The sequence below is a fragment of the Erythrobacter sp. S227 genome, from assembly GCF_057364925.1.
In genome coordinates this window covers 1,468,558-1,493,642 of sequence record NZ_CP200280.1, presented here as the reverse complement: position 1 = coordinate 1,493,642, position 25,085 = coordinate 1,468,558, and the positions used below count along the sequence as shown (strand labels likewise).

At 58.1% G+C, this 25,085-nt stretch carries 22 protein-coding genes, 1 other RNA gene and 1 pseudogene; 11 read left to right on the top strand and 13 right to left on the bottom strand.

Annotated features, from left to right (window positions below; genetic code table 11):
* The first annotated feature begins 31 nt into the window (after positions 1–31).
* Positions 32–2,182 carry a TonB-dependent receptor domain-containing protein gene (locus tag AC0V6Q_RS07285; protein WP_486167729.1) on the top strand — a complete coding sequence of 717 codons (2,151 nt, stop codon included), beginning with the start codon at positions 32–34 and terminating at the stop codon, positions 2,180–2,182.
* Positions 2,183–2,233: 51 nt separating this feature from the next.
* Positions 2,234–3,271 (top strand): DUF6607 family protein, encoded by a 1,038-nt coding sequence (locus tag AC0V6Q_RS07280; protein WP_486167728.1) that lies wholly within the window; start codon positions 2,234–2,236, stop codon positions 3,269–3,271.
* Between the two features lie 81 nt (positions 3,272–3,352).
* On the opposite strand, the gene typA is transcribed toward AC0V6Q_RS07280, so the two are convergent.
* The gene (typA, locus tag AC0V6Q_RS07275; RefSeq protein WP_486167727.1) at positions 3,353–5,185 is read right to left on the bottom strand and encodes a translational GTPase TypA; all 1,833 of its coding nucleotides are present in this window, start codon (positions 5,183–5,185) and stop codon (positions 3,353–3,355) included.
* 397 nt (positions 5,186–5,582) lie between these two features.
* Between typA and AC0V6Q_RS07270 the strand changes: the two genes are divergently transcribed.
* The 3 genes from AC0V6Q_RS07270 (at position 5,583) to AC0V6Q_RS07260 (ending at position 9,357) form a co-directional block, all read left to right on the top strand.
* Positions 5,583–8,195, top strand: a complete 2,613-nt coding sequence (locus tag AC0V6Q_RS07270) for a TonB-dependent receptor (RefSeq protein ID WP_486167726.1) — start codon at positions 5,583–5,585, stop codon at positions 8,193–8,195.
* A gap of 191 nt (positions 8,196–8,386) precedes the next feature.
* Complete coding sequence (locus AC0V6Q_RS07265) at positions 8,387–8,848, top strand: DUF805 domain-containing protein (RefSeq protein WP_486167725.1); 462 nt, start codon at positions 8,387–8,389, stop codon at positions 8,846–8,848.
* A 41-nt stretch (positions 8,849–8,889) separates the two neighbouring features.
* Positions 8,890–9,357, top strand: coding sequence for an RDD family protein (locus tag AC0V6Q_RS07260; protein WP_486167724.1), 468 nt, complete (start codon positions 8,890–8,892; stop codon positions 9,355–9,357).
* A gap of 4 nt (positions 9,358–9,361) precedes the next feature.
* Here the strand turns inward: AC0V6Q_RS07260 and AC0V6Q_RS07255 are convergent, their stop codons facing one another.
* Together AC0V6Q_RS07255 and AC0V6Q_RS07250 are read right to left on the bottom strand one after the other, a co-directional pair.
* Positions 9,362–11,917: an ABC transporter permease gene (locus AC0V6Q_RS07255; RefSeq protein ID WP_486167723.1), complete on the bottom strand. Its 2,556-nt coding sequence runs from the start codon at positions 11,915–11,917 to the stop codon at positions 9,362–9,364.
* Complete coding sequence (locus tag AC0V6Q_RS07250; RefSeq protein WP_486167722.1) at positions 11,914–12,678, bottom strand: ABC transporter ATP-binding protein; 765 nt, start codon at positions 12,676–12,678, stop codon at positions 11,914–11,916. The genes AC0V6Q_RS07255 and AC0V6Q_RS07250 overlap by 4 nt, the downstream gene beginning before the upstream one ends.
* Positions 12,679–12,772: 94 nt before the next feature.
* Here AC0V6Q_RS07250 and AC0V6Q_RS07245 point away from each other — a divergent pair, with 94 nt between their 5' ends.
* Positions 12,773–13,492: an arylesterase gene (locus tag AC0V6Q_RS07245; RefSeq protein ID WP_486167721.1), complete on the top strand. Its 720-nt coding sequence runs from the start codon at positions 12,773–12,775 to the stop codon at positions 13,490–13,492.
* Here the strand turns inward: AC0V6Q_RS07245 and recF are convergent.
* Positions 13,489–14,601 carry a DNA replication/repair protein RecF gene (recF, locus tag AC0V6Q_RS07240; protein WP_486167720.1) on the bottom strand — a complete coding sequence of 371 codons (1,113 nt, stop codon included), beginning with the start codon at positions 14,599–14,601 and terminating at the stop codon, positions 13,489–13,491. The genes AC0V6Q_RS07245 and recF overlap by 4 nt on opposite strands.
* Positions 14,602–15,000: 399 nt before the next feature.
* On the opposite strand from recF, the gene AC0V6Q_RS07235 reads away from it, so the two are divergent.
* Positions 15,001–15,111: an enoyl-CoA hydratase gene (locus AC0V6Q_RS07235; protein WP_486167719.1), complete on the top strand. Its 111-nt coding sequence runs from the start codon at positions 15,001–15,003 to the stop codon at positions 15,109–15,111.
* A 202-nt stretch (positions 15,112–15,313) separates the two neighbouring features.
* Positions 15,314–15,526 carry a PspC domain-containing protein gene (locus tag AC0V6Q_RS07230; RefSeq protein ID WP_486167718.1) on the top strand — a complete coding sequence of 71 codons (213 nt, stop codon included), beginning with the start codon at positions 15,314–15,316 and terminating at the stop codon, positions 15,524–15,526.
* Between the two features lie 91 nt (positions 15,527–15,617).
* Here AC0V6Q_RS07230 and AC0V6Q_RS07225 read toward each other — a convergent pair whose 3' ends face one another.
* From AC0V6Q_RS07225 to AC0V6Q_RS07205, 5 genes are read right to left on the bottom strand one after another with little or no spacing between them, the layout of a single operon-like run.
* Complete coding sequence (locus AC0V6Q_RS07225) at positions 15,618–16,406, bottom strand: SDR family oxidoreductase (protein ID WP_486167717.1); 789 nt, start codon at positions 16,404–16,406, stop codon at positions 15,618–15,620.
* The gene (locus tag AC0V6Q_RS07220) at positions 16,403–16,984 is read right to left on the bottom strand and encodes an NUDIX hydrolase (protein WP_486167716.1); all 582 of its coding nucleotides are present in this window, start codon (positions 16,982–16,984) and stop codon (positions 16,403–16,405) included. Before AC0V6Q_RS07220 ends, AC0V6Q_RS07225 begins: the two co-directional genes overlap by 4 nt.
* A gap of 12 nt (positions 16,985–16,996) precedes the next feature.
* Positions 16,997–17,671 (bottom strand): TPM domain-containing protein, encoded by a 675-nt coding sequence (locus tag AC0V6Q_RS07215; RefSeq protein WP_486167715.1) that lies wholly within the window; start codon positions 17,669–17,671, stop codon positions 16,997–16,999.
* Between the two features lie 3 nt (positions 17,672–17,674).
* Positions 17,675–18,553 (bottom strand): TPM domain-containing protein, encoded by an 879-nt coding sequence (locus AC0V6Q_RS07210; RefSeq protein WP_486167714.1) that lies wholly within the window; start codon positions 18,551–18,553, stop codon positions 17,675–17,677.
* A 14-nt stretch (positions 18,554–18,567) separates the two neighbouring features.
* Positions 18,568–19,170, bottom strand: a complete 603-nt coding sequence (locus AC0V6Q_RS07205; RefSeq protein WP_486167713.1) for a LemA family protein — start codon at positions 19,168–19,170, stop codon at positions 18,568–18,570.
* A 180-nt stretch (positions 19,171–19,350) separates the two neighbouring features.
* On the opposite strand from AC0V6Q_RS07205, the gene mscL reads away from it, so the two are divergent.
* The 3 genes from mscL to AC0V6Q_RS07190 all read left to right on the top strand — a co-directional run bounded on the left by mscL (position 19,351) and on the right by AC0V6Q_RS07190 (position 21,174).
* Complete coding sequence (gene mscL, locus AC0V6Q_RS07200; RefSeq protein WP_486169273.1) at positions 19,351–19,791, top strand: large conductance mechanosensitive channel protein MscL; 441 nt, start codon at positions 19,351–19,353, stop codon at positions 19,789–19,791.
* Between the two features lie 160 nt (positions 19,792–19,951).
* Positions 19,952–20,294: a transfer-messenger RNA gene (gene ssrA / locus AC0V6Q_RS07195) on the top strand.
* A gap of 151 nt (positions 20,295–20,445) precedes the next feature.
* Positions 20,446–21,174 carry a hypothetical protein gene (locus tag AC0V6Q_RS07190; RefSeq protein WP_486167712.1) on the top strand — a complete coding sequence of 243 codons (729 nt, stop codon included), beginning with the start codon at positions 20,446–20,448 and terminating at the stop codon, positions 21,172–21,174.
* 3 nt (positions 21,175–21,177) lie between these two features.
* Here the strand turns inward: AC0V6Q_RS07190 and AC0V6Q_RS07185 are convergent, their stop codons facing one another.
* The 4 genes and pseudogenes from AC0V6Q_RS07185 to AC0V6Q_RS07170 form a co-directional block, all read right to left on the bottom strand.
* Positions 21,178–21,444 (bottom strand): hypothetical protein, encoded by a 267-nt coding sequence (locus AC0V6Q_RS07185; RefSeq protein ID WP_486167711.1) that lies wholly within the window; start codon positions 21,442–21,444, stop codon positions 21,178–21,180.
* 140 nt (positions 21,445–21,584) lie between these two features.
* Entirely contained in the window at positions 21,585–22,832 is a 1,248-nt protein-coding gene (locus AC0V6Q_RS07180; protein ID WP_486169272.1) for an N-succinylarginine dihydrolase, read from the bottom strand.
* A pseudogene (locus AC0V6Q_RS07175) lies at positions 22,832–23,849 on the bottom strand (arginine N-succinyltransferase). The gene AC0V6Q_RS07180 and the pseudogene AC0V6Q_RS07175 overlap by 1 nt, the downstream one beginning before the upstream one ends.
* Positions 23,846–25,039 carry a hydrolase gene (locus tag AC0V6Q_RS07170; RefSeq protein ID WP_486167710.1) on the bottom strand — a complete coding sequence of 398 codons (1,194 nt, stop codon included), beginning with the start codon at positions 25,037–25,039 and terminating at the stop codon, positions 23,846–23,848. The pseudogene AC0V6Q_RS07175 and the gene AC0V6Q_RS07170 overlap by 4 nt, the downstream one beginning before the upstream one ends.
* Positions 25,040–25,085 lie beyond the last annotated feature (46 nt).

Genomic DNA, 25,085 nt, shown 5'->3' with positions numbered 1-25,085 from the left:
AATCACAAACTGCATTTCCGAGGGTCTTTCATTGAAACCATCATTCCATTTCTCATCTCTCCTCGTGATTGCCGCCGTCGCTTTGGTTGGCGGTGCAGATCGGGCGCAGGCTGAAAACACGCAGGTTGATCCCGAAACGGGCGAGCCCGTCATAACAGTGACCGCGACGAAAAACCCGATCCGCGCCTTTGATTTCCCGGGCCAGGTCAGCGTCGTCGAACGCGCAATTATCGAGGACTTCAACCCCTCAACCTTGCAAGATGTTTTTGACGCCATTCCCGGTGCCCAGTTCGATTCAGGGCCCCGGCGAACAGGCGACGCCCCGTCAATCCGCGGTATTGGCGGAAATGGCGTTTTGATCTTTCAGGACGGTGCGCGGCAAAGCTTTATCTCCGGCCATGACGGACGATTTTTCATCGACCCTGAACTTGTGCAAACGGTTGAAGTGGTGAGGGGGCCAAGCTCTGCGCTTTATGGTTCGGGCGCGCTTGGCGGTGTGATTGCCACCCGTACCGTGACCCCGCGCGACCTGCTGGATGAAGGGGAGCGTTTCGCTGTGCGCCTTGCCACTGGCTATCAATCGGTGAACGATGAATTTCGCATCGGTGTGACAGGCGCGGGCCAATCGAGCGACGGGGTCTGGGATGTGCTTGGTCATTACACCTATCGCGACAGCGGCAGCATCGAGCTTGGCAGTGGCGATCTTCTGCCATCCGATGACGAGATCAATTCGGCCCTCTTCAAAGTCACTACGCGGCCCAGCGACGCGGTCGAGCTTTACGCTTCCTATGCCCGGTATCAGGCAGATTCGAGCGATCCCCAAAACCCCCAGGGCGGCAATGTCGCAGGGCCGGGCAACGCTCTGGTGTTTCGCGATGCGAAGAATGACACGGCGCAATTCGGGCTCAAATTCGACCCGGCCAGCGATGCGGTCAACCTGAACCTCGTGGGGTATTACAGCCGCAATTCGGTGGAAGAGGACGAGGTGGAAAGCCCCCGCACCACCGACCGTGCAGTCGAAACCCTTGGCTTCATGATCGACAACCGTTCGCGCATAGCCTTTGGCGATGCGTCCTCTGTCACATTCACCTATGGCGGCGAATATTACCGCGACGAACAAACGGGCCTCGACAATGCGACCGCCGATGGAACACGCGGCGGCGTTCCCGATGCGGACACCGAGTTTGTCGGTATCTTTGCTCAGGCGGAAATTACCGTTGCAGACGGCATTCCCGGTGAATTGAGCATTATTCCGGGCATCCGCTGGGATTCGTTCCGATCATCCGCCGATGACGAAACGTTCGAGATCGACGATGACGAATTCTCTCCCAAGCTTGGGGTGTCGTACAAGCCCATTCCCGAACTGCTTGTCTTTGGGAATTACTCGCTCGGCTTTCGTGCGCCTTCCTTTAACGAGGCATTTGCGGACGGTGTCCACTTTACCATCCCCAATCTCTCCGCGCCTCCCGGACCGTTTGGTCCAAGCTTTGTGCAGAACCTGTTTATCGGAAATGCCGATCTGCAATCTGAGGAATCCGAAACGTGGGAGATCGGCGCCGGCCTCGATTTCGTTGATCTGGTTCAAGATGGCGACCGATTTACAGTCAAAGCGTCCTATTACGATAGCCAGGTCGACAATCTTATCGGCCTTGATGTCAACATTCCAGCGGGCTGCTTTGTCGCAAGTCCGTTTGTGCCGCCCTGCGGACCGGGGGCGGCCTTTGGCAACACCAGTCAGAACGTCAACATCACCAATGCCGGGATCACGGGGTTCGAGGCAGAGTTCAGCTACAGCTCGGACATATTCTATGCCCGCGGTCACTTCTCCAGCATTGATGGCATTGACGAGGAGAACGGCGAGTTTCTCGAAGGGGTTCTGACCCCTGACATTTTCTTCGTCGATATTGGCGTCCGGGTCGGGGAAACCGGCCTGCGGGTTGGTACCCGCATGACCTATGCGACCGATTTTGACGAGGTGAATGACCCCAATCAGGCGCGCGACGGTTTTTTGGTTGGCGACATTTACGCCGTGTTCCAGCCCGAAAGCGGGCCTTTTGCTGATTTCCGGCTCGACCTTGGCATCGATAATGTCGGCGATGCAGATTTCGAGGTGGTGAGCGCGGGGGTCAGCCAGCCGGGTCAAAACTTCAAAGCCGCTCTTTCATGGTCAAAGGGCTTTTAGACTTAACTGCAAATGTGTATAAGTCGCAATAACAACTGTGGGAAAAGTGATATGATGATCAGGATTTCAAAATCTCTTGCGGGCGTCAGCCTTGCCGCTCTGATGATGATTGCCAGCCCAAGCCCCGCTCTTGCCGATGATCCGGTCGGTGATCGTTCGGCGCAAGCGGAAGCGGCGGCGTTTGAGGCAGACCGCGCTGACATCCTTGCGATGGCAGGCGATTTTCGCGTCTCCTTCGATATGAAAGAAACAACCCCGTGGCGCGCGGATTACGAACCGATTGATGCCAAGGTTTCTGGCGGCTTTGAAAGCGTGCGCGTGATCGAAGACACCGGCCGCAAGATCGTTCTGCAACATCTGCTTGTGGTGGGATCAGAGGATAATCCCTTCATCGTGAAGCATTGGCGTCAGGACTGGGAATACGAACCTCAGCAAATCCTTGTCTATAATGCGCCGGGCCGATGGGTTCTCGACGATGTGCCCGAAGCAATGCGTAAAGGCCGGTGGTCGCAGACGGTTTATCAGGTCGATGACAGCCCGCGTTATGCCGGATGGGGCCAATGGGAGACGACCAATGGCGTGCGTCGCTGGCGTTCCAACTGGACTATCCGCCCGCTCGCCCGGCGCGATGCGACCCGCGACCCCGTCTATGACCACTATGTCTCGATCAATCGGCACCAGCCATTCCCCGGTGGATGGATCCATTGGCAAGACAACACCAAATCGAAATGGGTTGATGGCGAAGCGGTGCCCTACGTGCAGGAAAGCGTGCTTAACACTTACACCCGGTATGACGATTACCCTGTGAGCGCCGCCGACGAATATTGGCAAGCGACGTCACAATATTGGGCCGCAGTGCGCGCCGAGTGGGAGGCATCGCTTGCCAAAACCGGCGGTATTGTGATCGAGGAAGAAGCCAATACCGGCACGGTGATCAGCGGCGACTTGCTGCAAATGGGGACCGACATTGCCAAAGGCGAAATGGATGCAAATGCGGCGATTGCCAAGGCGCAGACGCTGATCCGTGAAGGGACGGGTGCAACCCGCACCGCCGCTTCGACAGAACAGGGTTCTGACGCGGGCTATTAGTGCCTTCACTGCTCTGAACACAAAAGGCGGGCCGGAATATCTATCCCGGCCAGCCTTTTCTTTTGTGGGATATCCGAATGCTTAGCTAGCCTTGGAGCGTTTCGCCTTTTTGCGCTCGTGCGGGCACAGGAGGGTTTTGCGCAGGCGGATCGACTTGGGCGTCACTTCGACCATCTCATCGTCGTCGATATAAGCAATCGATTGCTCCAGCGTCATGCGGCGCGGCGGGGTGAGGCGGATGCTATCATCCTTGCCTGATGAGCGGATGTTGGTGAGCTGCTTCGCTTTCATCGGGTTGACTTCAAGGTCATCGTTCTTGGCGTTTTCGCCGATGATCATGCCTTCATACAGCTTCATCGAAGCGCCCACGAACAATTCGCCGCGCTCTTCCAGCATGTTGAGCGCATAGGCATTGGATTCGCCGTCGCCGTTGGAGATGAGAACGCCGTTATTGCGCCCTTCGATGGGGCCTTTGTAGGGGCCGTATTTCTCGAATAGGCGGTTCATAATGCCGGTGCCGCGCGTGTCGGAAAGGAATTCGCCGTGATAACCGATGAGGCCGCGTGACGGTGCAGAGAAGGTGATGCGGGTTTTGCCGACGCCCGATGGCTTCATCTCGGTGAGATCAGCTTTGCGGCGCTGCATCTTCTCGACAACGGTGCCTGAGTGTTCATCATCTACGTCGATGACGACGGTCTCATATGGCTCCATCTTCTGGCCATCTTCTTCGCGAAGGAGAACCTTCGGACGGCTGATGCCGAGCTCGAAACCTTCGCGGCGCATGGTTTCGATGAGCACGCCGAGTTGCAATTCGCCGCGGCCTGCCACTTCAAAGCTGTCCTTGTCGGCGCTTTCGGTGACGCGGATGGCGACATTGGTTTCGGCCTCGCGAAGGAGCCGGTCGCGGATCATGCGGCTGGTGACTTTATCGCCTTCGCGGCCTGCAAGCGGGCTGTCATTGACGGCAAAGCGCATGGCGAGGGTTGGCGGATCAATCGGCTGAGCTGCGATGGGCTCTTTCACGCTGGGATCGCAAATGGTGTTGGCAACGGTAGCTTTCTCAAGCCCTGCAAGCGCGATAATGTCGCCTGCCTGCGCGCTTTCAACCGGTACGCGGTCGAGCCCGTCAAAGGAGAGAACTTTGGTCGCGCGGCCCGCTTCGACGACATTGCCTTCGCTGTCGATGGCGTGGATCGGATCGTTGACCTTGAGGGTGCCCGATTGGACGCGGCCGGTCAGGATACGGCCCATGAAGTTGTCGCGGTCCAGAAGCGTCGCGAGGAAGCTGAACTTGCCGGTCGTATCGAGGCCGGGCGCGGGCACGTGCTTGGTGATAAGCTCGAACAGCGGATCGAGTGTGCCTTCGCGTGCGCTTTCGTCGGCGCTTGCATAGCCATCGCGGCCAGAGGCAAAGAGCGAGGGGAAATCGAGCTGCTCGTCGGTCGCATCAAGCGATGCAAACAGGTCGAACACTTCGTCGAGCACTTCTTGTGGACGGCCATCGGGACGGTCGATCTTGTTGACGACCACGATGGGGCGCAGGCCCAGGGCAAGCGCTTTACCGGTCACGAATTTCGTCTGAGGCATCGCGCCCTCGGCGCTGTCTACCAGAAGGATAACGCCATCGACCATCGAAAGAATACGCTCAACCTCGGCGCCAAAGTCGGCGTGGCCTGGCGTGTCGACGATGTTGATGCGCGTGGTTTCACCGTCGTGCTCCCACTCGACGCTGGTGCATTTCGCAAGGATGGTGATCCCGCGCTCTTTTTCCAGATCGCCGGAATCCATTGCGCGTTCTTCAACCCGCTGGTTGTCGCGGAAAGTGCCGGATTGGCGGAACAGCTGGTCAACCAGAGTGGTTTTACCATGGTCAACGTGAGCGATAATCGCGATGTTACGCAGGTCGCGAGACATAAGGTTTCTCATTTTGGAAAAAGGACGGGAAATTTCTGCGCCCCCCTAGACTGTGTGTTGCGCCGCAACAAGGGCGTAATTCACACCGGGTTTTTGCGGGCTAATTTGGCAACACATGCTCGCAAGCTGTGCTTGACGCGACGTCAGTTCTTAATCGGTACCTAAATTTGTGCCGGATTCCGCACATTTCTGCGGTTTCCATAGGTGTGTCTGCGCGGCAACAGCGTGGCGCTTACCCAACGCCCAAGAGCGCTAGAACGCTTGTAGGCCTTGTGCCTCTGGCGTAACGATTGGGAGTTCGCGCGGGATAAGGCCCACGAAGATAAAAGGGCATCTGGGGATGCGCCTTAAAATAAGGGCCAACCGCTCGCGACGGGATACGAGGAGAAGGATATCCATGCGTTCTAACACTTCCGGCACTGCCGGCTCATTGCGACTTGCACTGCTTGCTGGTGCGGCCGGTTTTGCCATCACCGCGCCTTCTGTGGCGCTTGCACAAGATACGGATGCTGATGCTGCGGCAGAGGCTCTGGGCGATGATACAGGCAGCAATGTCATCATCGTGACCGCGTCCAAGCGTGAGCAAACGCTTCAGGAAACGCCGATTTCGGTCTCTGTGACCACCGGTGAAGTTCTCGAGAATGCGCAAATCCGCGACGTTCTCGACCTGCAAACCGTGACGCCTTCGCTGCGGGTTAGCCAGCTGCAAACATCGTCAGCTTCAACTTTCATTATTCGCGGTTTTGGTAACGGCGATAACAACTTCGGGATCGAACCTTCGGTTGGCGTCTTCATCGACGGCGTTTTCCGTTCGCGTTCTGCGGCGGCACTGGGCGATCTTCCCAATGTTCAGCGCATCGAAGTGCTGAACGGTCCGCAGTCAACGCTTTTCGGTAAGAACGCGTCGGCCGGTGTTATCTCGGTTGTGACCAGAGAGCCTCAGTTTGAATTCGGCGGCAGTGTCGAGGCGGTCTACGGCAACTTCAACACTGTAGTCCTCAAGGGCGATATCACTGGTCCTATCACTGATAATGTCGCTTTTTCGATCGACGGTAACTATCAAAGCCGCGACGGTTATGCCGATATCGTCAACCTTGATGAAGAGCAAAACGATCGTGATCGCTGGGCCGTTCGTGGTCAGCTTTTGATTGAGCCATCATCTGACTTCCGCATCCGCGCCATCGCAGACTATTCCGAAATCGACGAAGTCTGCTGTCAGGTTGGCGCTCTCGTCAACGGCCCAACGGCCCCTGGTATCGCTGCTGTTGGTGGACAAATCGGCGACCCTGCAAACTTCTTTGAATATGACGCTTTCTTGAACTTTGTTCCAACGAACCAGGTCGAGAACTACGGCGGCTCGGTTCAGATGGATTGGAGCACTGGTCCGATTTCGGTGACGTCGATCACCGCCTATCGTGAACTGCGCAACTTCTTCCTTTCTGACATCGACTACACCAGCGCCGACATCGCGACGGAAACCCGCGATCAGGCAGTGGATACGTTCACACAGGAACTTCGTATTGCGTCGGACTTTGATGGCCCGATCAACTTCCTTCTGGGTGCGTACTATTTCGACGAAACGATCTCGCAGGACAGCGCGATCCAGAACGGTAGCCAAATCCGTAACTTCTTCGAAATCCTTGCCGGCGCAAACCCGGTGGATGTGTTGACCGGTCAACCGACCCTGTTCAACGGGCTTGAGCAAAGCTTTGGCCTGCCACAGGAATCGATCTTCACCAGCCCGCTTTTGACGGCTGAAACATTCGAGATGGACAACCAGTCGATCTCGATCTTTGGTACGGTCGATTTTGAGCCTATGGATGGTCTCGTCTTTACAGCCGGGTTTAACTACACCGACGATAAGAAAGACTTCGCGCTTTCTCAACAAAGCTTCGATCCGCTTGCGCAGATCAACTTTGTCGATGCGTTCATCACCGGTGCAACCATGGGTGCGGTTACAACACGTGACCAGTTCCAGGCGCTTCCGGCGGCTCAACAAGCGGGTCTTCTTGCCGCTGCGACCGATCCAACCGTGAACGCGCTTCTGCCGCTTGCCGGCTTCCAGTTCCAACCGCCATTCCTGACCATCCCCAACGCTGTTGAAGATGGCCGGACCCGCGATGACGAACTGACCTATCTCTTCCGTGCTTCTTACGAAGTCATTCCGGAGGTGAACGTCTACGCAAGCTATGCAACCGGCTTTAAGGCAAGCTCGGTCAACCTGTCGCGTGACAGCCGTCCGTCGAATGCTGACTTTGTCGCAGGCCCGGGTGGTTCGACCTTCGCAGCGCCATCGTCGCCAATTCTGGACGCAGGTCTGGCCTTGCCAAACCTGTCGGCTGGCTCGCGTTTTGCCGGTCCGGAAGAAGCCGAAGTTTATGAAGTGGGTGTAAAGGCTCAGTTTGACGGCTTTGGCTTTAATCTTGCTGTCTTCGACCAAACCATCGACGGCTTCCAAAGTCTGGCCTTCACCGGCACCGGCTTTGCTCTGCAAAACGCAGGTAGCCAATCGGTTAAAGGTTTCGAGTTTGATGCAACCGCGACGCCAACAGATGGCCTGGTTCTGACCTTTGCGGTCACGCACCTTGACCCGCTGTTCGATGACTTCCCCGGTTCGGTCCTTGGTGACCTGTCCGGTGTTCGCCCTGCTGGTATTCCATCATGGTCAATCGCAACCAGCGCGACATACACGCATGAATGGGATAGCGGCACGCGTCTGATCACGCGCGTTGATTACAACCATGAGAGCAACACCGCGATCAACAACGGTCTGCCGACCTTCAACGCCGCTCTGGGCAACACCCAAATCTTCGACCGTGAAGTGAACTTGGTGAACACCTCGATGACGCTTGCACTGAACAACGGTCTGGAAGTGGGCGCGTTTGCCCGTAACCTTCTCAACGATCAGTACATTCTGACCGTGTTCGACAGTGTTGCGCAAGCCGGTTCGGTATCAGGCTATCCAAGCCAGCCGCGCACTTACGGCGGCGTTGTACGCTTCAAGTTCTAAGCCAAACGCGCATTTGCGCTTAACAAAAGGCCCCGTGCGAACCTTCGCACGGGGCCTTTTTGTTGGAATGCCTCGCTTTGGCCGGATGGGGACACAGCAATGTTGTCCCCGGCTATGAGGATGAAATGCTTGTATCCTCAATCCAAATATGGTCGCTTGGTTGCCTGTAAAAGATAGAGGGGATCAAACTCATGCATTGGATGATTTTGCCGCTGAAACGATATTTCGACTTTTCAGGCCGTTCGCGCCGGATGGAATATTGGATGTTCGTCGTTTTCACGATGATCGTGGGTTTGGTGTGCATCGGGCCGGTTTTCCTGGACATCATGGCTGCTTCAATGGCGGACCCTCTTGCTGCGGAAGCCGATCCTTTTGAAGGAATGGGTGTTTTTGGCACCATTGGACTGTCGATCTTTGGGATATTCTATCTTGCAATCTTGATCCCAAGTCTCGCGGTGACGGTGCGCCGACTGCACGACCGAGATTTGTCGGGTTGGTGGTACCTTGGCTTTATTGTTGCCAGTATCATCCCGCTTGTGGGCCTGATTGCGAGCATTGCCTTCCTCGTCGTCATGTTTTTGCCGGGGACCGATGGTCCGAACCGTTTTGGTCCAGACCCCAAAGACCCGCATGGCGCAGAGGTTTTTGACTGATCTGACAGTTGGACTTTTTATCAAACGAAGGGGGATGAAGAATGAATTACGGCGGTTTTTGGATGCGGGTCGTGGCCTATATCATTGATATTGTGATACTTATGGTTCTGTTTTTCCCGTTGATTTTCATCTTCGGCACATCAAGCGTAGAGACAGCGGACATGAGTTTCAGCGCCAGTGCGCAATCGGACTCGCCGTTGTTGAACCTTGTTTTCACCATAATTGGCCTTGCATATTTTGTCGGCTTTGAAAGTTCGTCCATGCAAGGGACCCCCGGCAAACGGGCTTTGGGCCTTGTTGTGACAGATCTGGACGGGCGGAGAATTTCGGTGCCCCGCGCACTGGGTCGCTATTTTGCGAAGATCTTGTCAAGCCTCATTCTGCTGATCGGCTACATCATGGTCGCCTTTACCGAGCGCAAGCAAGGGCTGCACGACATGATCTGCAGCACGCTGGTTGTGCAGGGGAAACCCGGCGAAACGGGCGCTGATCCAGAGGTTTTCGAGTAGAGCTTTACAGCTCTCGCAGCGCTTGGGCGGGCTTTGCTTTCAGCAATGGAAGCGAGCCGCCCAGTGCAAAGGCGAGAACCATCGCGAGCCCCATGCCAAGCACGGCAAGGACCACGCCCCAATTGGGGAGCCAGTCAAACTCGAACAGCTGGGTGATGATCACCCACGCCAAGCCTGATCCAAGCGCCAGCGCAACAAGCGCAAGCGCGCCTGCGATCAGGCCATATTCGGCCAGCTGCAGGCCCAGAATCTGACGCCTTGATGCGCCCATCACGCGCAGGACTACTGTATCGTATGTGCGCGCGGCGCGGGCGGCGGCGATCGCTCCCATAAGGACGGCGAGCCCAGCCAGAACCGCGACGGCAGCAGCGGCAAGCGTTGCGAGGCCCACTTGTTCAAGGATGGTCCGCGCCTGCACCAGAACCTCTCCCACTTCGACGACGGAGCTTGACGGGAATTCGCGCACCATAGCGCGCAGCAATTGTGCCCGCGCTTCGGTGTCAGCATTGTCGGGCAGATCGATGGTCGCAGAAAGCTTGTGCGGCGCGTCAGCGATGGCGCCAGACGAAAAGACCATGGTGAAGTTGAACCCCATGCTTTCCCAGTCGATCTCGCGCACATTGTATATGCGCACATCGCGTTCCTGTCCCAGGATACCGATGGTCAGCATGTCGCCAATCCCGAGGTCAGCAGCGTCTGCCAATTGCTTGTCGATTGAGACGAGGGGCTGGCTTGCCTCTTCAGCAGTCCACCATTCGCCTTCGACGACGGTGTTGCCAATCGGCGGTTCGTCGGCATAAGTAATGCCCCGCTCGCCTCGCAGGGCCCATGCCCCTTCCGGGATTTCCTCAAGATCTGCGGTGCGCTGCATTTCGCCTTCCGGTCCAAATGCGAGAACGGAGCCGCGCATGGTGGGCACAGCGCGCACTGCCGCATCGGGGAAAGGCGTTGTGATGAGCGAGGTAAAGCGCTCTTCACTCTCTGGCGGCACGTCGATCACAAAATAGTCGGGCGCTTCCTGCGGCACGCGGCTTTGGATATTGCCGTCAATCGCGCTTTGGATAGCGGCGAGAAGGACAAACGCTGCAAGGCCAAAGCCAAGCGCAGTGACCAGAGCGCTGGTCGGTGCGCCGGGGCGGTGGATGTTGGACAGGGCCGAGCGCAAAAGCGGGTTTGAGGGGCGGGGAAATTTGCGCGCTGCATATTGGAGGCCGAGGCCGAGGCCTGCGAGGATTATCAGAGCAACGCCTGCGCCCACAAGGAAGCCAGCGGTGAGCCAGAGCTGGCTTGAGGTGAACAGCGCAAGCGCACAGATCGCCACAAGGCCAGCCGCCGTTGCCATCAGAGCGCGGCGATCGCGCGAAAGCGGCACAATCCGGCTACGCATCAATGCCATGGCCGGGAACGCCCGCGCACGAAGCAGCGGCGCAGAGGCAAATGCAAAGGCCACAAGCACACCGTAAGCGCCCGCCAAAAGCAGCGGAGCAGGTTCAATCACAAAGCCGCCTTCAACCGGCAAAAGCCCTTGCAAAGCCATGCCCAGAAGCGGGGTCACAAGAACACCGGTCGCAATGCCAAGCGCGCTCCCGATAAGTGCGGCGACCGCGATCTGCAGCGCGTAAATACGCACGATGTCGCGCGACGATGCGCCAAGAACCTTGAAAGTCGCAATGCTTGCGCGGCGTTGGTCGAGGTAGGACGATACGCCCCCGGCAATCCCGATCCCTGCGATCACAAGAGCGGCAAGGCCTACCAGAGTCAGAAAGTCGCTCATCCGCGTGACAAAACGGTCTGCGCCCGGTGATGCGCGGTCGCGGCTTCTGAAGTCAAAGCCTGCGTTTGGGAAAGCAGCGGTGAGCTCTTCCTCGACACCCTCCGGATCGCGTGCCTCATCGCTGAAGGCGATACGGTACTTGCTCTGGAAAAGGGAGCCGGGTTGCAGCAGTCCGCCATCCATCGGGACCTGCTTTGCGACCAGAACCGTCGGGCCCAATTGAAACCCTTCGGACAGGCGGTCGGGTTCATTGCCGATCACACCAGCAGCGCGCAGCTCCAAAGTGCCAAGGCGGAAAGTGTCACCAACCTGGATGTCGAGCCGGTCCAGCGCGCCTTGCGCAAGGTATGCGTCATTACCGGTGGGTGCGCCCGGCTGACTGCCGTCGGTAAGGGTGAAAGTGCCGAACAGCGGCCAATTGGTCTCGACCGCTTTAAGTTCAACGGGAGCAGCCGCATCATCGGTGCTGGCCATCGCCTGCAAGCGGTATCCGCCTGAAAGCTCGCCATATTCACCAAGGCTTGCCTGTTCTTCATTGTTTAGGTCGCGTTGCCAAACTTCCACCTCGAGATCGCCACCAAGAAGCTCACGCCCTGACCCTTCCAGCTCGCGCTCAATCGAAGCGGTGAGGGTGCCAATTGCGGCCAGCGCAGCCGTGCCAAGGAAGATGCAAACCAGAAGAAGCCTTAGCCCCTTGAACCGCGCATTGAGGTCGCGCCGGGCAATGCGCCATGCGTCACCCCAGGAAAGGCCACCTGCGGGCCCCGAAGCGGCTGTAGCGCTCATTCTGCGGCCTGTGCCTGCGCGTTGACGCCGGTCTTTCGGTCAGAGGCAATGACGCCATCCGCCATGGTCAGCACCCGTTCGCATTTCTCGGCGAGATCAGCATCGTGGGTGATGATAAGCAAGGTTGCGCCCGTTTCTGCGCGGCGGGCAAAGAGAAGCTCGACGATTTCCTCTCCGGTTGAGGCATCGAGGTTGCCGGTGGGTTCGTCGGCGAAGATGAGGATAGGGCGCGGCGCGGTGGCGCGGGCAATGGCAACGCGTTGTTGTTCACCGCCCGAAAGCTGTGTGGGATAGTGGCCGATCCGGTGGCCAAGGCCAACGGCGGTCAATTCCGCTTCTGCGCGCGGACTGGCGTCCTTGCTTCCCGCGAGTTCCATCGGTGTTGCCACATTCTCTGCCGCGGTCATGGTGGGGAGGAGGTGGAAGGCCTGAAGCACAATCCCGATACGGCCACGGCGCGCGGCTGCGAGCCCGTCTTCGTCCAGAGCGGAAAAATCCTGCCCCGCAACGCTGAGCGATCCGCCGGTTGCGCGCTCTAGTCCGGAAAGCACCGCCATAAGCGAGCTTTTGCCTGAACCCGAAGGCCCAAGCAGCGCGACAACTTCGCCTTTCGCAATATCGAGGTCGATGCCTTTCAGGATATCGACCGGCGCATCAGCGCTGCCAAGGGTAAGTGTGAGGCCTCGCGCGCTGATAGCGAGTTCGCCAGAAGTGGCGGGCGTAAGGGCGGAAGTGCCGGAGGCAGAAGAGGGCTTTGTCACAGGACTCCAAATGGGATACAGGCCGGTTTCAAACAAGTACCAATGATGAGGTTTGCAGAAACGTATGCGCCCCTTGCAGATGAACCCAATACGAATGAACGCCCTGTCAAGTTCCGTCCTCGCGCTTTTACTCTCGCTCGCCCTTGCAGCTTGCGGGGCAGAGGCACCTGTTGACGAGGCCACGAGTGCGCCTGTTGAAGAGGCATTTGCGGACGGCGAACAGGCTATTCCGATCATGGGCGAAGAGGTGCGCATCCTCGCATTCGGGGACAGCCTTTTTGCAGGCTATAACCTGCCGGAGGCGGACGGATATCCTGAAAAGCTTGAAGCAGCTTTGCGCGCGCGCGGCACCAATGCGCGTGTGATCGACGCTGGCGTTTCTGGCGACACCAGTCAGGCGGGGCGTGACCGGTTGGAGTTCGTGCTTGAGGGGCAGCCGGAGAAGCCGGACCTGTTTATCCTCGAACTTGGCGGCAATGATCTTTTGCGCGGCATTTCGCCCGAGCAAACTCGCGCCAATTTTGATGCGATGCTGACGACTTTAAAAGAGGCTGAGGTGCCGGTCCTGATTATGGGAATGCGCTCACCGCCGAATTACGGACCGGAATACACCGCAGAATTTGACGCAATTTACGGAGATATGGCCAAGAAGTACGGCGCTGACCTGATCGGCTTTTGGCTTGAAGATATCTACGAGCAGCCGCAATTGTTCCAGTCCGACCGTATCCACCCCACCGCTGAAGGGATCGAGGCGCTGGTCTCTTCCACCATTGACGAGGTTGTGGCGGCTCTGCCCGATGGGGACGAAGGCTAAAGTCGCTCCAGAGCGCCCCCGCTGACACGCCAGATCGCCGCTTCGCTTTCGATATCGGCGAAAGGCGCAAGCTCGGTACCCGTCATCCATATCTGCGCCTGTCCTGCACGTAAGCGCTCGAACAAGGCTGCTCGGCGCACAGGGTCGAGGTGAGCGGCCACTTCATCCAGTAAAAGCACGCTGGGCCGCCCAGATGCCGCAAGAACGCCGTGCGCGAGGGTGATTGCGATCAGCATCGCCTTTTGCTCGCCTGTAGAACAAGACGCCGCGGGTGGCCCCCAAACCAAACCACGCGAACGGTCATTCATAGCCATCACCACTTCCAATTCATCCCGGTGCGGTCCGGTGAGGGCGCGTCCAGCCGCTCTATCGCGGGGCCGCGCACGGGCGAATTCTGCGAGCAATTCTTCCGGAGTGGTCGGACCGCCGGGGCGATAGGTCAGGATGGGGCGGGCAAAGGGCTCTGCGGGAAGGGCAGATAGCTCGTCCGAGAGGCGCGCCACCAATTGCGCGCGGGTCTGCGCAACAACGCTCCCGTGCTGGGCGGCTTGCGCCTCGATCGCATCAAGCCAGCGTGCATCGCCGCGCTCTTCAAGCAGGCGGTTGCGTTCGCGAAGGGCGGTTTCGAGCTGGTTCACGCTGCGCGCATGGCCCGGCTCAATCGCAAGCGCCATGCGATCGACAAAGCGCCGCCTTGCGCCCGCGCTGTCGGTAAAAAGGCCATCCATTGACGGGGTGAGCCAGCCAACCGCGTGCCACTCGCTCAATGCCGACGCATTCGCATCCGCGCCATTGATCCGTACGAGCCGCCTCGTAGGGCGCTCTTTTTCTGTATAAGTGCCAATGCGCGCGCTTGTCTGGCCTTGCTCGATCAGGCTTGCACCTATGGCAAAGGCTCCGTGCATTGCCTCGCCGCCCTCTTTGCGCGCCAGGTCGGCAAGATTGGCGCGTCTTAAGCCACGGCCGGGGGAAAGCAGCGAAATCGCCTCAAGCACATTGGTCTTGCCCGCGCCGTTCTCACCCACAAGCAGATTGAAATGCGCCGTATCGCCAAGCTCGCTCGCCGCATGATTGCGGAAATTCTGAAGGGTGATCTTTGCAAGCGCCATGGTGAGTTTGCGGGTTAGCAGGAGCGCGCTGAAAGCACATCACTTTGCGCGTCGGAATCCACGATACTAACAGTTGGTGAAAAACCCCAACCTTTCGGAAATATGAACAAAGTGCAAGTATTGTAACATCGTGTAAACCGCAGAATTCTGCCGTTTTTCAAGTTTGGCACGCCTCCTGCAGTGTCATTGGTGTCCCCGGAAGAGACCGGGAAATACCAACCGAGACCAAACTTAGGAGACCAACCATGTACGCCACTAACAACGCAAACCGCCTTTCAGCAGCAGTATTCAGCCTCGTCGTATCAGCTGCAATGTTCGCTTACGCAATCGTTCCTGCAAGCCCAACCCTCGCCTAATTCCAGGCGCTTGATCGACCCCATTTTCAAAAGGACCAATACCATGTTTGCCAATGAAACCGCCAACCGCCTCTTCGCAGCTGCTTTCTCAGTTGTCGTGACCGCCGGTGTATTCGCCTACGCAATCATTCCCGGCTCGCCAGTCATCGCCTGAGCCGACCGATTAACCCTTCGCAATTCCCATTAACAGGACAGGATATGTACTCGTTTTTTGATCTTTCCAGCACGAAAGCGGCCCGCTTCATGGCAGCCACTGGAGCGCTGATTATTACCGTCATCTTGATGGCCGGAAGCCTTAATGCCGTCATCACTCCCGCCTCATCCGATACCTTAATTTTGACCACTGGAGTTCTCGCATGAGCAATTTGACTAACAACAACAGCCGTCCGCCAAGCACAGGCTTTCGCCTTGATAAGACTAGCGGCAAGCTGTTCGGCGTCTGCTCAGGCCTTGCCAATTGGTCCGGTGTTGACGCCTTGATCTGGCGCATCGGATTTGTCGCCGCAGTATTGTTGGGCGTCGGTTTCCCGATCCTGATCTACCTCGCGATTGCGCTGATTGCAGACTGAGGCACGCTGAGCCGGTTCTTATCGCCAGCGGTCTCCGGCAAAATTTGAGAGAACCGGTAAAGGGGCCTTTTGCAGGCCCCTTTTGTTTTGCCTACATCGCGCTGATACCACCATCCAGCTTGATTTCGGCGCCCGTCATAAAGCGGCTTTCATCACTGGCGAGATAGACCACCGCATTGGCGATATCGTTAGGCTCGCCTACGAACTTCAGCGGGATTTGCCGGGCAAGCTTCTCCAGCAGCACATCCTTTTCAAGCCGCGCCGCCTTGGCTGTGCCATCAAGGATGGGCGTATCGACAAAGGTCGGGTGGATCGAGTTGCAGCGGATAGCCATGTTCTTTTTGGCACAATGCAGCGCAATGGATTTGGACAGCATCCACACCGCCGCTTTGGAGGCGTTATAGGCGGGCATGGTGTCGCTTGCGATCAGGCCTGCGATGCTGGAGATGTTGATGATCGACCCCGGCGCGTGTTCGCGCATCAGAGGCAGTGCCTTTTGACAGCCGTGGAAAATGCTGTCGACATTGATCGAGAAACACCGCTGCCAGTCTTCGAAAGAGCAATCCTCGATATTGCCCGGAACGCCGATGCCAGCGTTGTTGACCAGCACATTAAGCCCGCCAATTTCTTCGCGCGCGGCGTCGACTGCCATTTCCCATTGATCGGGATCGGTGACGTCATGGGCGATGCCGTGGGCGTGACCCACTCCGCATTCCGAATTGATCCGCGCGGCTGTGTCCTCGGCCCCCTGGCCGTTGATATCGGTGCACAGCACCCGCGCGCCTTCACGCGCGAGCAGGGTAGCATGCGCCGCGCCAAGTCCTTGTGCAGCGCCTGTGACGAGTGCGAGTTTCCCCTCGCAGCGTTTGCCAGTGCTCATTTCAATTTCTCTCCCAAATACTCTGCCGTAAGCAGCATAGCTATGCGCACGTCCACGCCGTGGCCTGCCTCGCGCCATTTGGCGACGAAATCGGACAGTCCGCTCAAGGCGACGCGGTGTACGGTTATGTTTTCTCCCGGCAACCCGCCGCCTTCGCCGACCTTTTCAAGGCCCGTCGCGCGCAGCAAAGTAAAGCATTCGGAGACCATGCCCGGCGAAGAATAAAACTCGCCCAGCATTTCCATCTTGCCAGCCTTGTAGCCGGTTTCCTCTTCGAGTTCGCGCGAGGCGGCATCGGAGGCGTGCTCACCCTCTGCCCCGTCATCATCGCCTACCAATCCAGCGGGTATCTCAAGGCAGAAACGGCCCAAGGGCACGCGGTACTGGCTCACCAAAATCACATGGCGGGTGCCGTCGGCGTCTTCATCAATGGCGATGATAGCAGCGGCTCTGATGCCGCGCGAGCGCCCGACATATTCCCATCGCCCGCGCGTTTTGGCGACGATAAACTTGCCTTCCCACCGGGTTTCTTCGGGAAGGTCTGCGTCTGCATCGCGGATAAATTCTGATTGGCTCATGTGAGCGCTGACTTAGACCTCGATCAGGCGGTCGGGCAACTCGTTTTCGTCATTATCTCCGCGCGGGAAGTGCTGCGATAGAATAAAGCCCACATCGCGAACGCCCACGGCCATGCCTTCGGCAATCTGGCCTTTGCGGATGCGCACGATCATGTCACCCATCGCCTCGCCCCAAACTTCTGCGTCAACCTTTTCGGCGATGCTGTCATCGGCAACGATTTCGGCGCGGTGTTCGCGCATGGACAGGTAGATCAGCACACCGGTCGCGCCCGTTGTGCGGCGTTCTGCACCGACCTTGAAGTGCTTGATCGCCTGTTCGTGCGCGCGCGAGGTTTTCACAGGGTTGGGGATGAGCAGGAATTTGAGCGGCTGCCATTGCTGCACACCCAATGCGATCACAAAGGTGAGCAACCCCAGACCGATGGTCATGCTGGCAAGCTCGCCCGTGGTCCATTCATGGCTCCACCCGCCGATTAGCGCGTCCCAGAAATTCAGGAACGGTTCGGGCAGGGCTGCAAACAGGCTCATCATAGTGAAGCTAAGGCCTGCGGCCCACCACAAGGCGACATCGGTGTAGCCGTCCGAGCGGTCCGCCAGAACGGTAACGATTTCGCCCGATGTGGTGAGTTCTGCCTCTTTCACGGCGGTTGAAACGATTCTGTGCTGCTCTTCGTTCAGATAGCTCATGGATCACCACCCTCCTGAGGCGCCGCCGCCCCCGAACGAGCCGCCGCCACCAGAAAAGCCGCCGCCTCCGCCGCCCCAGCTGGAACCACCGCTGCTGCCGCCGCCCGACATTGCGCCGCGAGCGATGGCCGAACCGATTTCCCAGAGGATGATATTGCCCACAGCGCTGCCGAAGCCGTCGTCATCGTCATCATCGTCATCATATTTGTCGCGCTTGCCCCACGGCCCTTTGCCTTTGGAGCGGTATTTGCGTCTCCTGCGGCTCCCGCGAATAATCGGGAGCACGAAGAAGAAAAACATGAAGCCGATCCAGATAAGGAACCCGAACGGGAAGCCGCCATCGCTGGACCGGGTTTCGGCCGCCTCGCGGTTGATGCGTTCAGCCTCTTCCGGCGGGAGTTCCAAAAGGCTGATGATCGCATCTGTCCCGTTGACCACGCCGCCGGGGAAATCGCCGTCGCGAAAGCGCGGAATGATAATGTCCTGAATGATGAAGGAGGAATAGGCGTCGGTCAGATACCCTTCGAGGCCATAGCCGACCTCGATACGCACCTTGCGGTCATTGGGCGCCACGATCAGCAGTGCGCCATCATTCCTTTCCGCATCGCCAAGCCCCCAATTGCGACCCAATTGATAACCATAATCGGAGATATCGTAGCCCTGAAGATCAGGCACCGTGGTCACAACCAACTGCCGCTGCGTCCGCGTCTCGAGCGCTTCGAGCTTGGCGGTTAGCTCGGCCTCGACATTGGCCGGAAGAATATCGGCAGTGTCGACTACGCGCCCGGTAAGCGCGGGGAATTCAGGCTGGGCCATGGCGGGAGACGCAATGAGCGCCCCCACACCAGCGATAATCAGAAATAATTGGCGCAAGAGGCGCATGTGCGGCCCCTTGATCAGTTCGACGTCATGTCGAGCGTCGGAGCTTCTTCTGCGCCTTCGGTGACTGCGCTGTAGGGAGCCAGCGGCTCTGCGCCGTGGATGATGTTTGCACCGATTGTATCGGGGAAGGTGCGGATCGTTGTGTTATACTTGCGCACCGCCTCATTATAGTCGCGAAGCGCCACTGCGATACGGTTTTCCGTGCCTTCCAATTGGCTTTGCAGCGTGAGGAAGTTCTGGTTGGACTGGATCTGCGGGTACGCTTCAAAGCTTGCCAGCAGACGGCCGATCCCTTGGCCCAATTGACCTTGTGCTGCGGCAAATTCTTCCATCTTGGCCTCATCACCCAGATCATCGGCGGAGATCTGAACGCTGGTTGCCTTCGCGCGCGCTTCGGTTACGCCGACGAGGATGGCCTGCTCGTTTTCAGCGGCTCCTTTGGCGATTTCGGCAAGGTTTGGGATCAAATTGGCGCGGCGTTGGAATTGTGCCTCTACATCGGCCCATTTGGCCTTCGCTTCTTCCTCGGCAGCCGGGACAGAGTTGATGCCGCAAGCGGCCAGCGTCAATGAAACGGCAGCGACTACGATGCCGCGGCCAAGATTGCGTAGGTTCATGAATATCCCTCCTTTGGGCTGCGCGCACGAGATCGGCGGTCACAGCGAAACTCACGTGTGTTGCCAATATAGGGCACCAGCCGAATGATACAAGACGCCCATGGGTCCACAGGCGACGCTTGGCAAAGGCGCGCGAAAATGCAAAGGTTCGTAATCCAACCGGCAAAAGTGGGGATCACAATGCTTAACGAATTCAAGGAATTCATTGCCAAGGGCAATGTCATGGAACTGGCCGTTGCGGTCATCATCGCAGGCGCTTTTGGCACAATTGTCGCCTCGCTCACCGAAGATGTGATCATGCCAATCGTCGGATACGTATTTGGCGGCGCGGACTTCTCTTCGCAGTTCATCCTGCTTTCCGCACCTGAAGGTTATGAAGGGTCCATGTCGGACTATGCCGCCTTGAAAGAAGCAGGCGCAGCGATGATCGGTTATGGCGCGCTCATTACGACGATCATCAACTTCATCATCCTGGCTTTCATCATCTTCCTGCTGGTGCGCTATGCCAACAAGATCAAAGAGGCGACCGAGAAGAAGGAAGCCGAAGTGGCCGCAGAAGAGCCAGCAGGTCCAAGCGAGATCGACCTGCTGATCGAAATTCGCGACGCGCTTAAGAAATAGGTTTGAAGACACGATAGGACGCCCGCCTCGGAGTTTTCCTCGGGGCGGGCGTTTTTGTTTTGCGCGCCCCCATCCGGAGACGCGTCCTCGCTAGACGGGCAGGCAAGCTGCCCCCGCTGTGGGCGCGTAGTCACGCTTGCGGCGCTCTAGGCGCCGATTATCCATTTCCTATTCATACTTTGCGCCCTATATAGGGGCTGCTGGCTTGCCAGATATGGCGATAAATTGCTGCGTGCAATAGGTACAACGGACCCGGGGGCAGTACCCGGCGGCTCCACCATAAACCGCTGATTTCAGCGATTTTTGACGGGGCCGAACTAGGATCGACGTGGACTGAAAAGCGTAGTTTTTGCCCGGGCTGAAAACCCCGTAAAACTGTTCACAACTCATAAGTGCAAACGATAACGAAGCACTCGCAATCGCTGCGTAACCTGACGGCCTAACGGCCTGATCTTACAAAGCCTATGCGCGGTTGGACCCACCGGGCAACAGAAGCGGATTCCGGGGGCCCGGGGGGGCCTAGCAACAGAACCCCCCACTTTATTTTTGGCGGGAAAGCGCCAGCGTGCCGCAATCGGGACGGTCCTCCCCCCGAAATCAAAGCACGCGGAGGCCTAGCAACAGAAACCCCCACCCATATTGCCCGAGGGATCCATGCTAAAATCCTTTTCGTTTCTGGTCGCCGCATCGGCTCTCACAATCATCACCCCGTCATCTGCGTCTGCTGAAAGCTATCAGCAATACCTGGAGCGTCTGCGCGACATTTGTTCGGTCGAATGTCTTGAGCCGCGCCCGTTCCAAATCGCTGCGCGCAAACGCAGCTCGGACGCTGACGACGACATGGCGGTTATCATGGATGTGGTCGAAGTGCGTGCAGTGGGCGACAAGTTCGAGCTCCACAATATCGCAGCTGATTCATCGGCCCTCGTCGAGCTGGAATTGCTTGGTTCTGCTGGGATCGACACAAGCTTTGGCAGCGGTGTCGGCGGACGCACCCGTAACCGCGTGGCTGGTCGCAGCCCCGAAGTGGTTGTGATCGAGATCGACAAGCAGACCTTTGCCGATATCTTGAACACGGACGCCTTGCTTGCACCGTCCATTGAACGCTCTGAAGATGGCAAGTCAGATGCAAGCATCGTGGTTGAAGGCGATACCGAGAAAGAGCGCCTCGAGGCCACCTTGCCGCGCCTTCGCTCCTATTTCCGCAATCGCCGTGTGGTGGTAAGGGGGCAACCGCGCCTGACCCCAGTGTGGGTGGGCGGACGCCTTGACAGAAGGCGCAAGCAAGTGACCCTGACCATCGACAATGCGGAAGATATCGCGCTCTTGCCCGAGTATGATGATGACGGGAATGCGGTGTTTGTCGATCCGCTTAAAGACTAAGCTTTAAGGCGTTTTGTCGCCCTGGGCAGAGGCCAATTGCGCCTTCAACTCTTCAACTTCGTTCTTGGTCTTGAGCGAGTCCAGAATGGCCGCGCCTCCCATCAACACGGCGCAGCATGCCGCCAGGAACAAGGCCTCGCCCCAATAGGGTGGAAATGTGTCGAGATAGACCAGACCGCGGTTGGTCGCACCAAGCGCAAGGGCGTAGATAATCGCGAACGCTTCAAAGCGGTTCTTGATTACGAAAAGACGCCCGATTTTGCGCAGCATAGTTACTCCTGGTTCGTTTCTGTCAGAGCAAGCGCCGTGCCAAACACGGGTTCCTGCGGCTCTGGAGAGTTAACGTTGGAGCGATTGTAAACGCGCCCGACACGTGGTTGCAAACGCGTTAACCTTCATTCGTGAATGTTCTAGGCAAGCTCTTGAAGTTCCAGAGCTTCGAGTAAGGCATGGCGCGCGGAGAGCACGGATTTGGCAAGCGCATCGCTCCCGATATCGGCAGGATCGATCTGCTCGGGCCATGTCCTGGCAATAACCTGTTCCATGAGGTCAGCCTTGGCCTCGTTAAGCAGGAAGCGCGGATCGACGGTTGCAGGATCGCATACCACGCGAAGGCGCAGGCATGCAGGGCCCCCGCCGTTGGCCATCGACTGGCGCACATCAACCGGCACGACCTCGCGAATGGGTCCGTTGGACGCCATCATTTCCTCGCAATAGGCCCAGACGCTGGCGCTCTCGCGGCATTCTTCGGGTACGATCAGGTTCATGGAACCGTCGGGCAAGGTGATCAATTGTGCGTTGAAAAGATAGGTGCGGATTGCCTCGGCCATGGTGACAGCGCTCGAAGGCACTTCGACCACTTCCAAGGCAGGGAATCTTGCGCGGATCGCTTCGTATGCGCCTTGCTGGTCGGCAAAGGCTTCCTGATGGGTGAAGAGCACGCGTTCATTGACGACGCTCACCACGTCATTGTGGAATGCGCCTGCTTCGATGGCAGCGGGGTTTTGTTCGATAAAGACGCACCGCTGCGGGTCGAGGCCGTGGGCGCGCGCGACCAATCGGCTGGCCTGTTCGTGCTGGCGTGCGGGGAATTTCCCGCCCGGTCTGCCGTAGACAAACAGTTCTACGCCCGCCTCGCCGTGACCTTCGCAAAAGCGCCCGTGATTGGCCGCGCCTTCGTCACCAAAAGTGGGCGGGACAGCGTCGTGAACGGTAAAGTGCTCCCTATCGCCAAAAGCAATGTCGAGCTGCGCCTTGGTGTCTTCCCATTCCTGAGCACGGTGGAGCATGGTGATGAGGTTTGCCGGTGTCAGATGGCATTTGCCATCGGCTGTGTCGGGGGCAGGCGATACTGTGGCCGCATTAGCGGTCCACATGCTTGATGCCGACCAGGGGGCCGCGCGCAAGGCTGCCGCTTCGGTCCCATCAAGGCAAAGTGCATCCTGCAAGGCGCCATTGGGGCGGGGAAGGGGCAACAGGAACCCTTGCACGCCAAGCGCCCCCAGATTGCGGCGCATCTTTGCCATCCCCTGAAGAGCGGCTGCGCGCGGGTAGGATGGATCCCCCTTGTGGCTTGCGCTTGCAATATTGCCTAGACTGAGCCCAGCGTAATTGTGGCTTGGGCCGACCAGCCCGTCGAAATTGATCTCTTTCAGCATTAGCGTGCAACGCTCCACACGGTATCGCCCTCGGAAACGTCAAGCGTATCGGCAGCTGCTGAGTTCGATGGCAATACCGCCGTCTTCATCGAGCACCCGTGCGCCATAACAGGAACGGAAATCGGCGAGCTTTCCGGTCGCCAGAATAGCGCGCTCGCCTTCGACGATGTTCATCGCTGTCACGCGCGCTTCCACGCTGTCCTTCACGCTGACCACATTGTCAGTGCGCGCCGTCATCGAGGGGCCGCCGTCGAAAATGTCGACATATCCTTCATAGGCAAATCCCTCATTCTCCAGCATCCGCATCGCGGCGCGGCCTGAAAGGTGGGGGACGCCTATGACCTTGCGCGCTTCTTGATCCAGCATTGCGATATAGACCGGATGTTTGGGCATAAGATCGGCGATAAATTGATTGCCGTTGATCGCGTTGAAATAGTCCGCCTCGTTAAAGCTCATCCCGAAGAAGCGCCCAGCGACATTGTCCCAGAACGGGCTGTCGCCGCGCTCGTCGATGATCCCGCGAAGCTCGGCCAGAATACGGTCGGCGAAGCGTTTGCGGTGCATGGCGATAAACAGATACCGGCTGCGCGCGAGCAAAAGCCCGTGGCCACCAGCACGCTCATTGGGGTGGAGGAACAATCCTCCCACTTCGCTTGACCCTTCGAGATCGGTGACCAGATTGAGCATCTCGGTGCGCACGGTGCGGTCGAGTTCCTGGCTGTACTGCGTCAGAGTGTTGAGACGGTATGAATAGAACGGCCATTGCTGGCCCACCTTGGTCATCAACTGGCAAGTGCCGCGTACAGCGCCCGATTTGGTGTCCTCTAGCACGAGCACGAATTGCTCATCGACAAGCTCGTCTGTGGTGTTCTCGAACGCGGCGGTCGCCCGTTCAAGCTTACCCGTAAGCGCCTTGCGATCGGCAGGCAGATTGGTGAAACCGCCCCCTGTCAGCTTTGCCATCTCATAGAGGTGTTCAAGATCGGATAGGCGCGCGGCCCGCAGTCGAAAACTCAAGAAATGGCCCCCTCATCAAGTCGCTGGATCACGCGAGCCGAAAGCGCGGCGCGTTCTGCCAGACTTTCGGTGATCAAAAATTCCTGCGGGGAATGGATCGATCCCCCGCGCACGCCCATGGTGTCCACCACCGGAATACCGCAAGCAGCGATATTGTTGCCATCGCACACGCCGCCTGTCGACTTCCATTTGATATCCTGACCCAGTTCCGCCCCGCATTCGCGCACAAGGTCGAACAGCTTTTGCGCCTTTTTATCGACCGGCTTTGGCGGGCGGGTGACGCCGCCATGGGTGTGGGTGGCAACTTCATGAGCGGCCTCGATTGCAGCGGTAAGTGCCTTGAGATCACGCTCGAATTTTTCGGCCGCTTCGGTGGCCTGAGGGCGAATGTTGAAGCGCAAGACCGCATGGTCGGGCACCACATTATTGGCAGAACCGCCCTCGATCTTGGCCGGATTGACCGAGATATCGGGGCAATGCAGAGCTTTTAATCGCACTGCCAGATCGGCCGCTGCAACGATGGCATTGCGCCCATCATCTGGATTGCGGCCTGCGTGGGCGGATTGGCCCGTGATGATGACCGAGTAATTCCCGCTCCCTCCGCGCGCATGGGCAAGGGTGCCATCGGACAGGGCGGCTGGTTCATAGGTAAGAGCGGCGAGCTTACCCAGCGCCATCTCCGCGATCAGATCGGCACTCGCCAGCGACCCTGTTTCCTCATCAGAATTGAGCAGCACGTCATAGCCAAGCGAGCCTGCGCCTGCACCGCGTTCAAACGCCATCAGAGCGTGGAGCATCACTGCAATCCCGCCCTTCATATCGGCAACGCCAGGCCCCCCGAGCACTCCTTCTTCGAGCCACGTGAGTTCCTGAAAGAAATAGTCCTTGGGAAAGACAGTATCCATATGACCGGTCAGCAAGATGCGGCGGTTGGCCTGTGGCCGCACGCGCAGGACGAAATGCTGGCCATGGGCCTTTTCAAACTCTTTGCCGTCGGCATCCACGGCTGTGACAGGAGCAGGGTCAACCCGCTCGATCTCTCCGGGCAAAACGGAAAAAGCCTGTTCCAGCGCGTCCAGTTGACGGGCGAGCCCATCGAGATTGGCAGTGCCCGTGTTGATGCTGCACCAGTCTTGCACTTGGGCAAGCATGGTGTCGGCATCAATGTCTGCGATTGCGGTTGGTTTCATAGGAAACGATCTCTAGCGCCGCGTCATGAACTATCAAGGCTAGCTT

Coding starts and splice junctions, on each gene's coding strand:
- AC0V6Q_RS07280 (WP_486167728.1), top strand. CDS start 2,234: ATGATGATCAGGATTTCAAAATCTCTTGCGGGCGTCAGCCTTGCCGCT.
- typA (WP_486167727.1), bottom strand. CDS start 5,185: ATGTCTCGCGACCTGCGTAACATCGCGATTATCGCTCACGTTGACCAT.
- AC0V6Q_RS07270 (WP_486167726.1), top strand. CDS start 5,583: ATGCGTTCTAACACTTCCGGCACTGCCGGCTCATTGCGACTTGCACTG.
- AC0V6Q_RS07265 (WP_486167725.1), top strand. CDS start 8,387: ATGCATTGGATGATTTTGCCGCTGAAACGATATTTCGACTTTTCAGGC.
- AC0V6Q_RS07260 (WP_486167724.1), top strand. CDS start 8,890: ATGAATTACGGCGGTTTTTGGATGCGGGTCGTGGCCTATATCATTGAT.
- AC0V6Q_RS07255 (WP_486167723.1), bottom strand. CDS start 11,917: ATGAGCGCTACAGCCGCTTCGGGGCCCGCAGGTGGCCTTTCCTGGGGT.
- AC0V6Q_RS07245 (WP_486167721.1), top strand. CDS start 12,773: ATGAACGCCCTGTCAAGTTCCGTCCTCGCGCTTTTACTCTCGCTCGCC.
- recF (WP_486167720.1), bottom strand. CDS start 14,601: ATGGCGCTTGCAAAGATCACCCTTCAGAATTTCCGCAATCATGCGGCG.
- AC0V6Q_RS07235 (WP_486167719.1), top strand. CDS start 15,001: ATGTTTGCCAATGAAACCGCCAACCGCCTCTTCGCAGCTGCTTTCTCA.
- AC0V6Q_RS07230 (WP_486167718.1), top strand. CDS start 15,314: ATGAGCAATTTGACTAACAACAACAGCCGTCCGCCAAGCACAGGCTTT.
- AC0V6Q_RS07225 (WP_486167717.1), bottom strand. CDS start 16,406: ATGAGCACTGGCAAACGCTGCGAGGGGAAACTCGCACTCGTCACAGGC.
- AC0V6Q_RS07220 (WP_486167716.1), bottom strand. CDS start 16,984: ATGAGCCAATCAGAATTTATCCGCGATGCAGACGCAGACCTTCCCGAA.
- AC0V6Q_RS07215 (WP_486167715.1), bottom strand. CDS start 17,671: ATGAGCTATCTGAACGAAGAGCAGCACAGAATCGTTTCAACCGCCGTG.
- AC0V6Q_RS07210 (WP_486167714.1), bottom strand. CDS start 18,553: ATGCGCCTCTTGCGCCAATTATTTCTGATTATCGCTGGTGTGGGGGCG.
- AC0V6Q_RS07205 (WP_486167713.1), bottom strand. CDS start 19,170: ATGAACCTACGCAATCTTGGCCGCGGCATCGTAGTCGCTGCCGTTTCA.
- mscL (WP_486169273.1), top strand. CDS start 19,351: ATGCTTAACGAATTCAAGGAATTCATTGCCAAGGGCAATGTCATGGAA.
- AC0V6Q_RS07190 (WP_486167712.1), top strand. CDS start 20,446: ATGCTAAAATCCTTTTCGTTTCTGGTCGCCGCATCGGCTCTCACAATC.
- AC0V6Q_RS07185 (WP_486167711.1), bottom strand. CDS start 21,444: ATGCTGCGCAAAATCGGGCGTCTTTTCGTAATCAAGAACCGCTTTGAA.
- AC0V6Q_RS07180 (WP_486169272.1), bottom strand. CDS start 22,832: ATGCTGAAAGAGATCAATTTCGACGGGCTGGTCGGCCCAAGCCACAAT.
- AC0V6Q_RS07170 (WP_486167710.1), bottom strand. CDS start 25,039: ATGAAACCAACCGCAATCGCAGACATTGATGCCGACACCATGCTTGCC.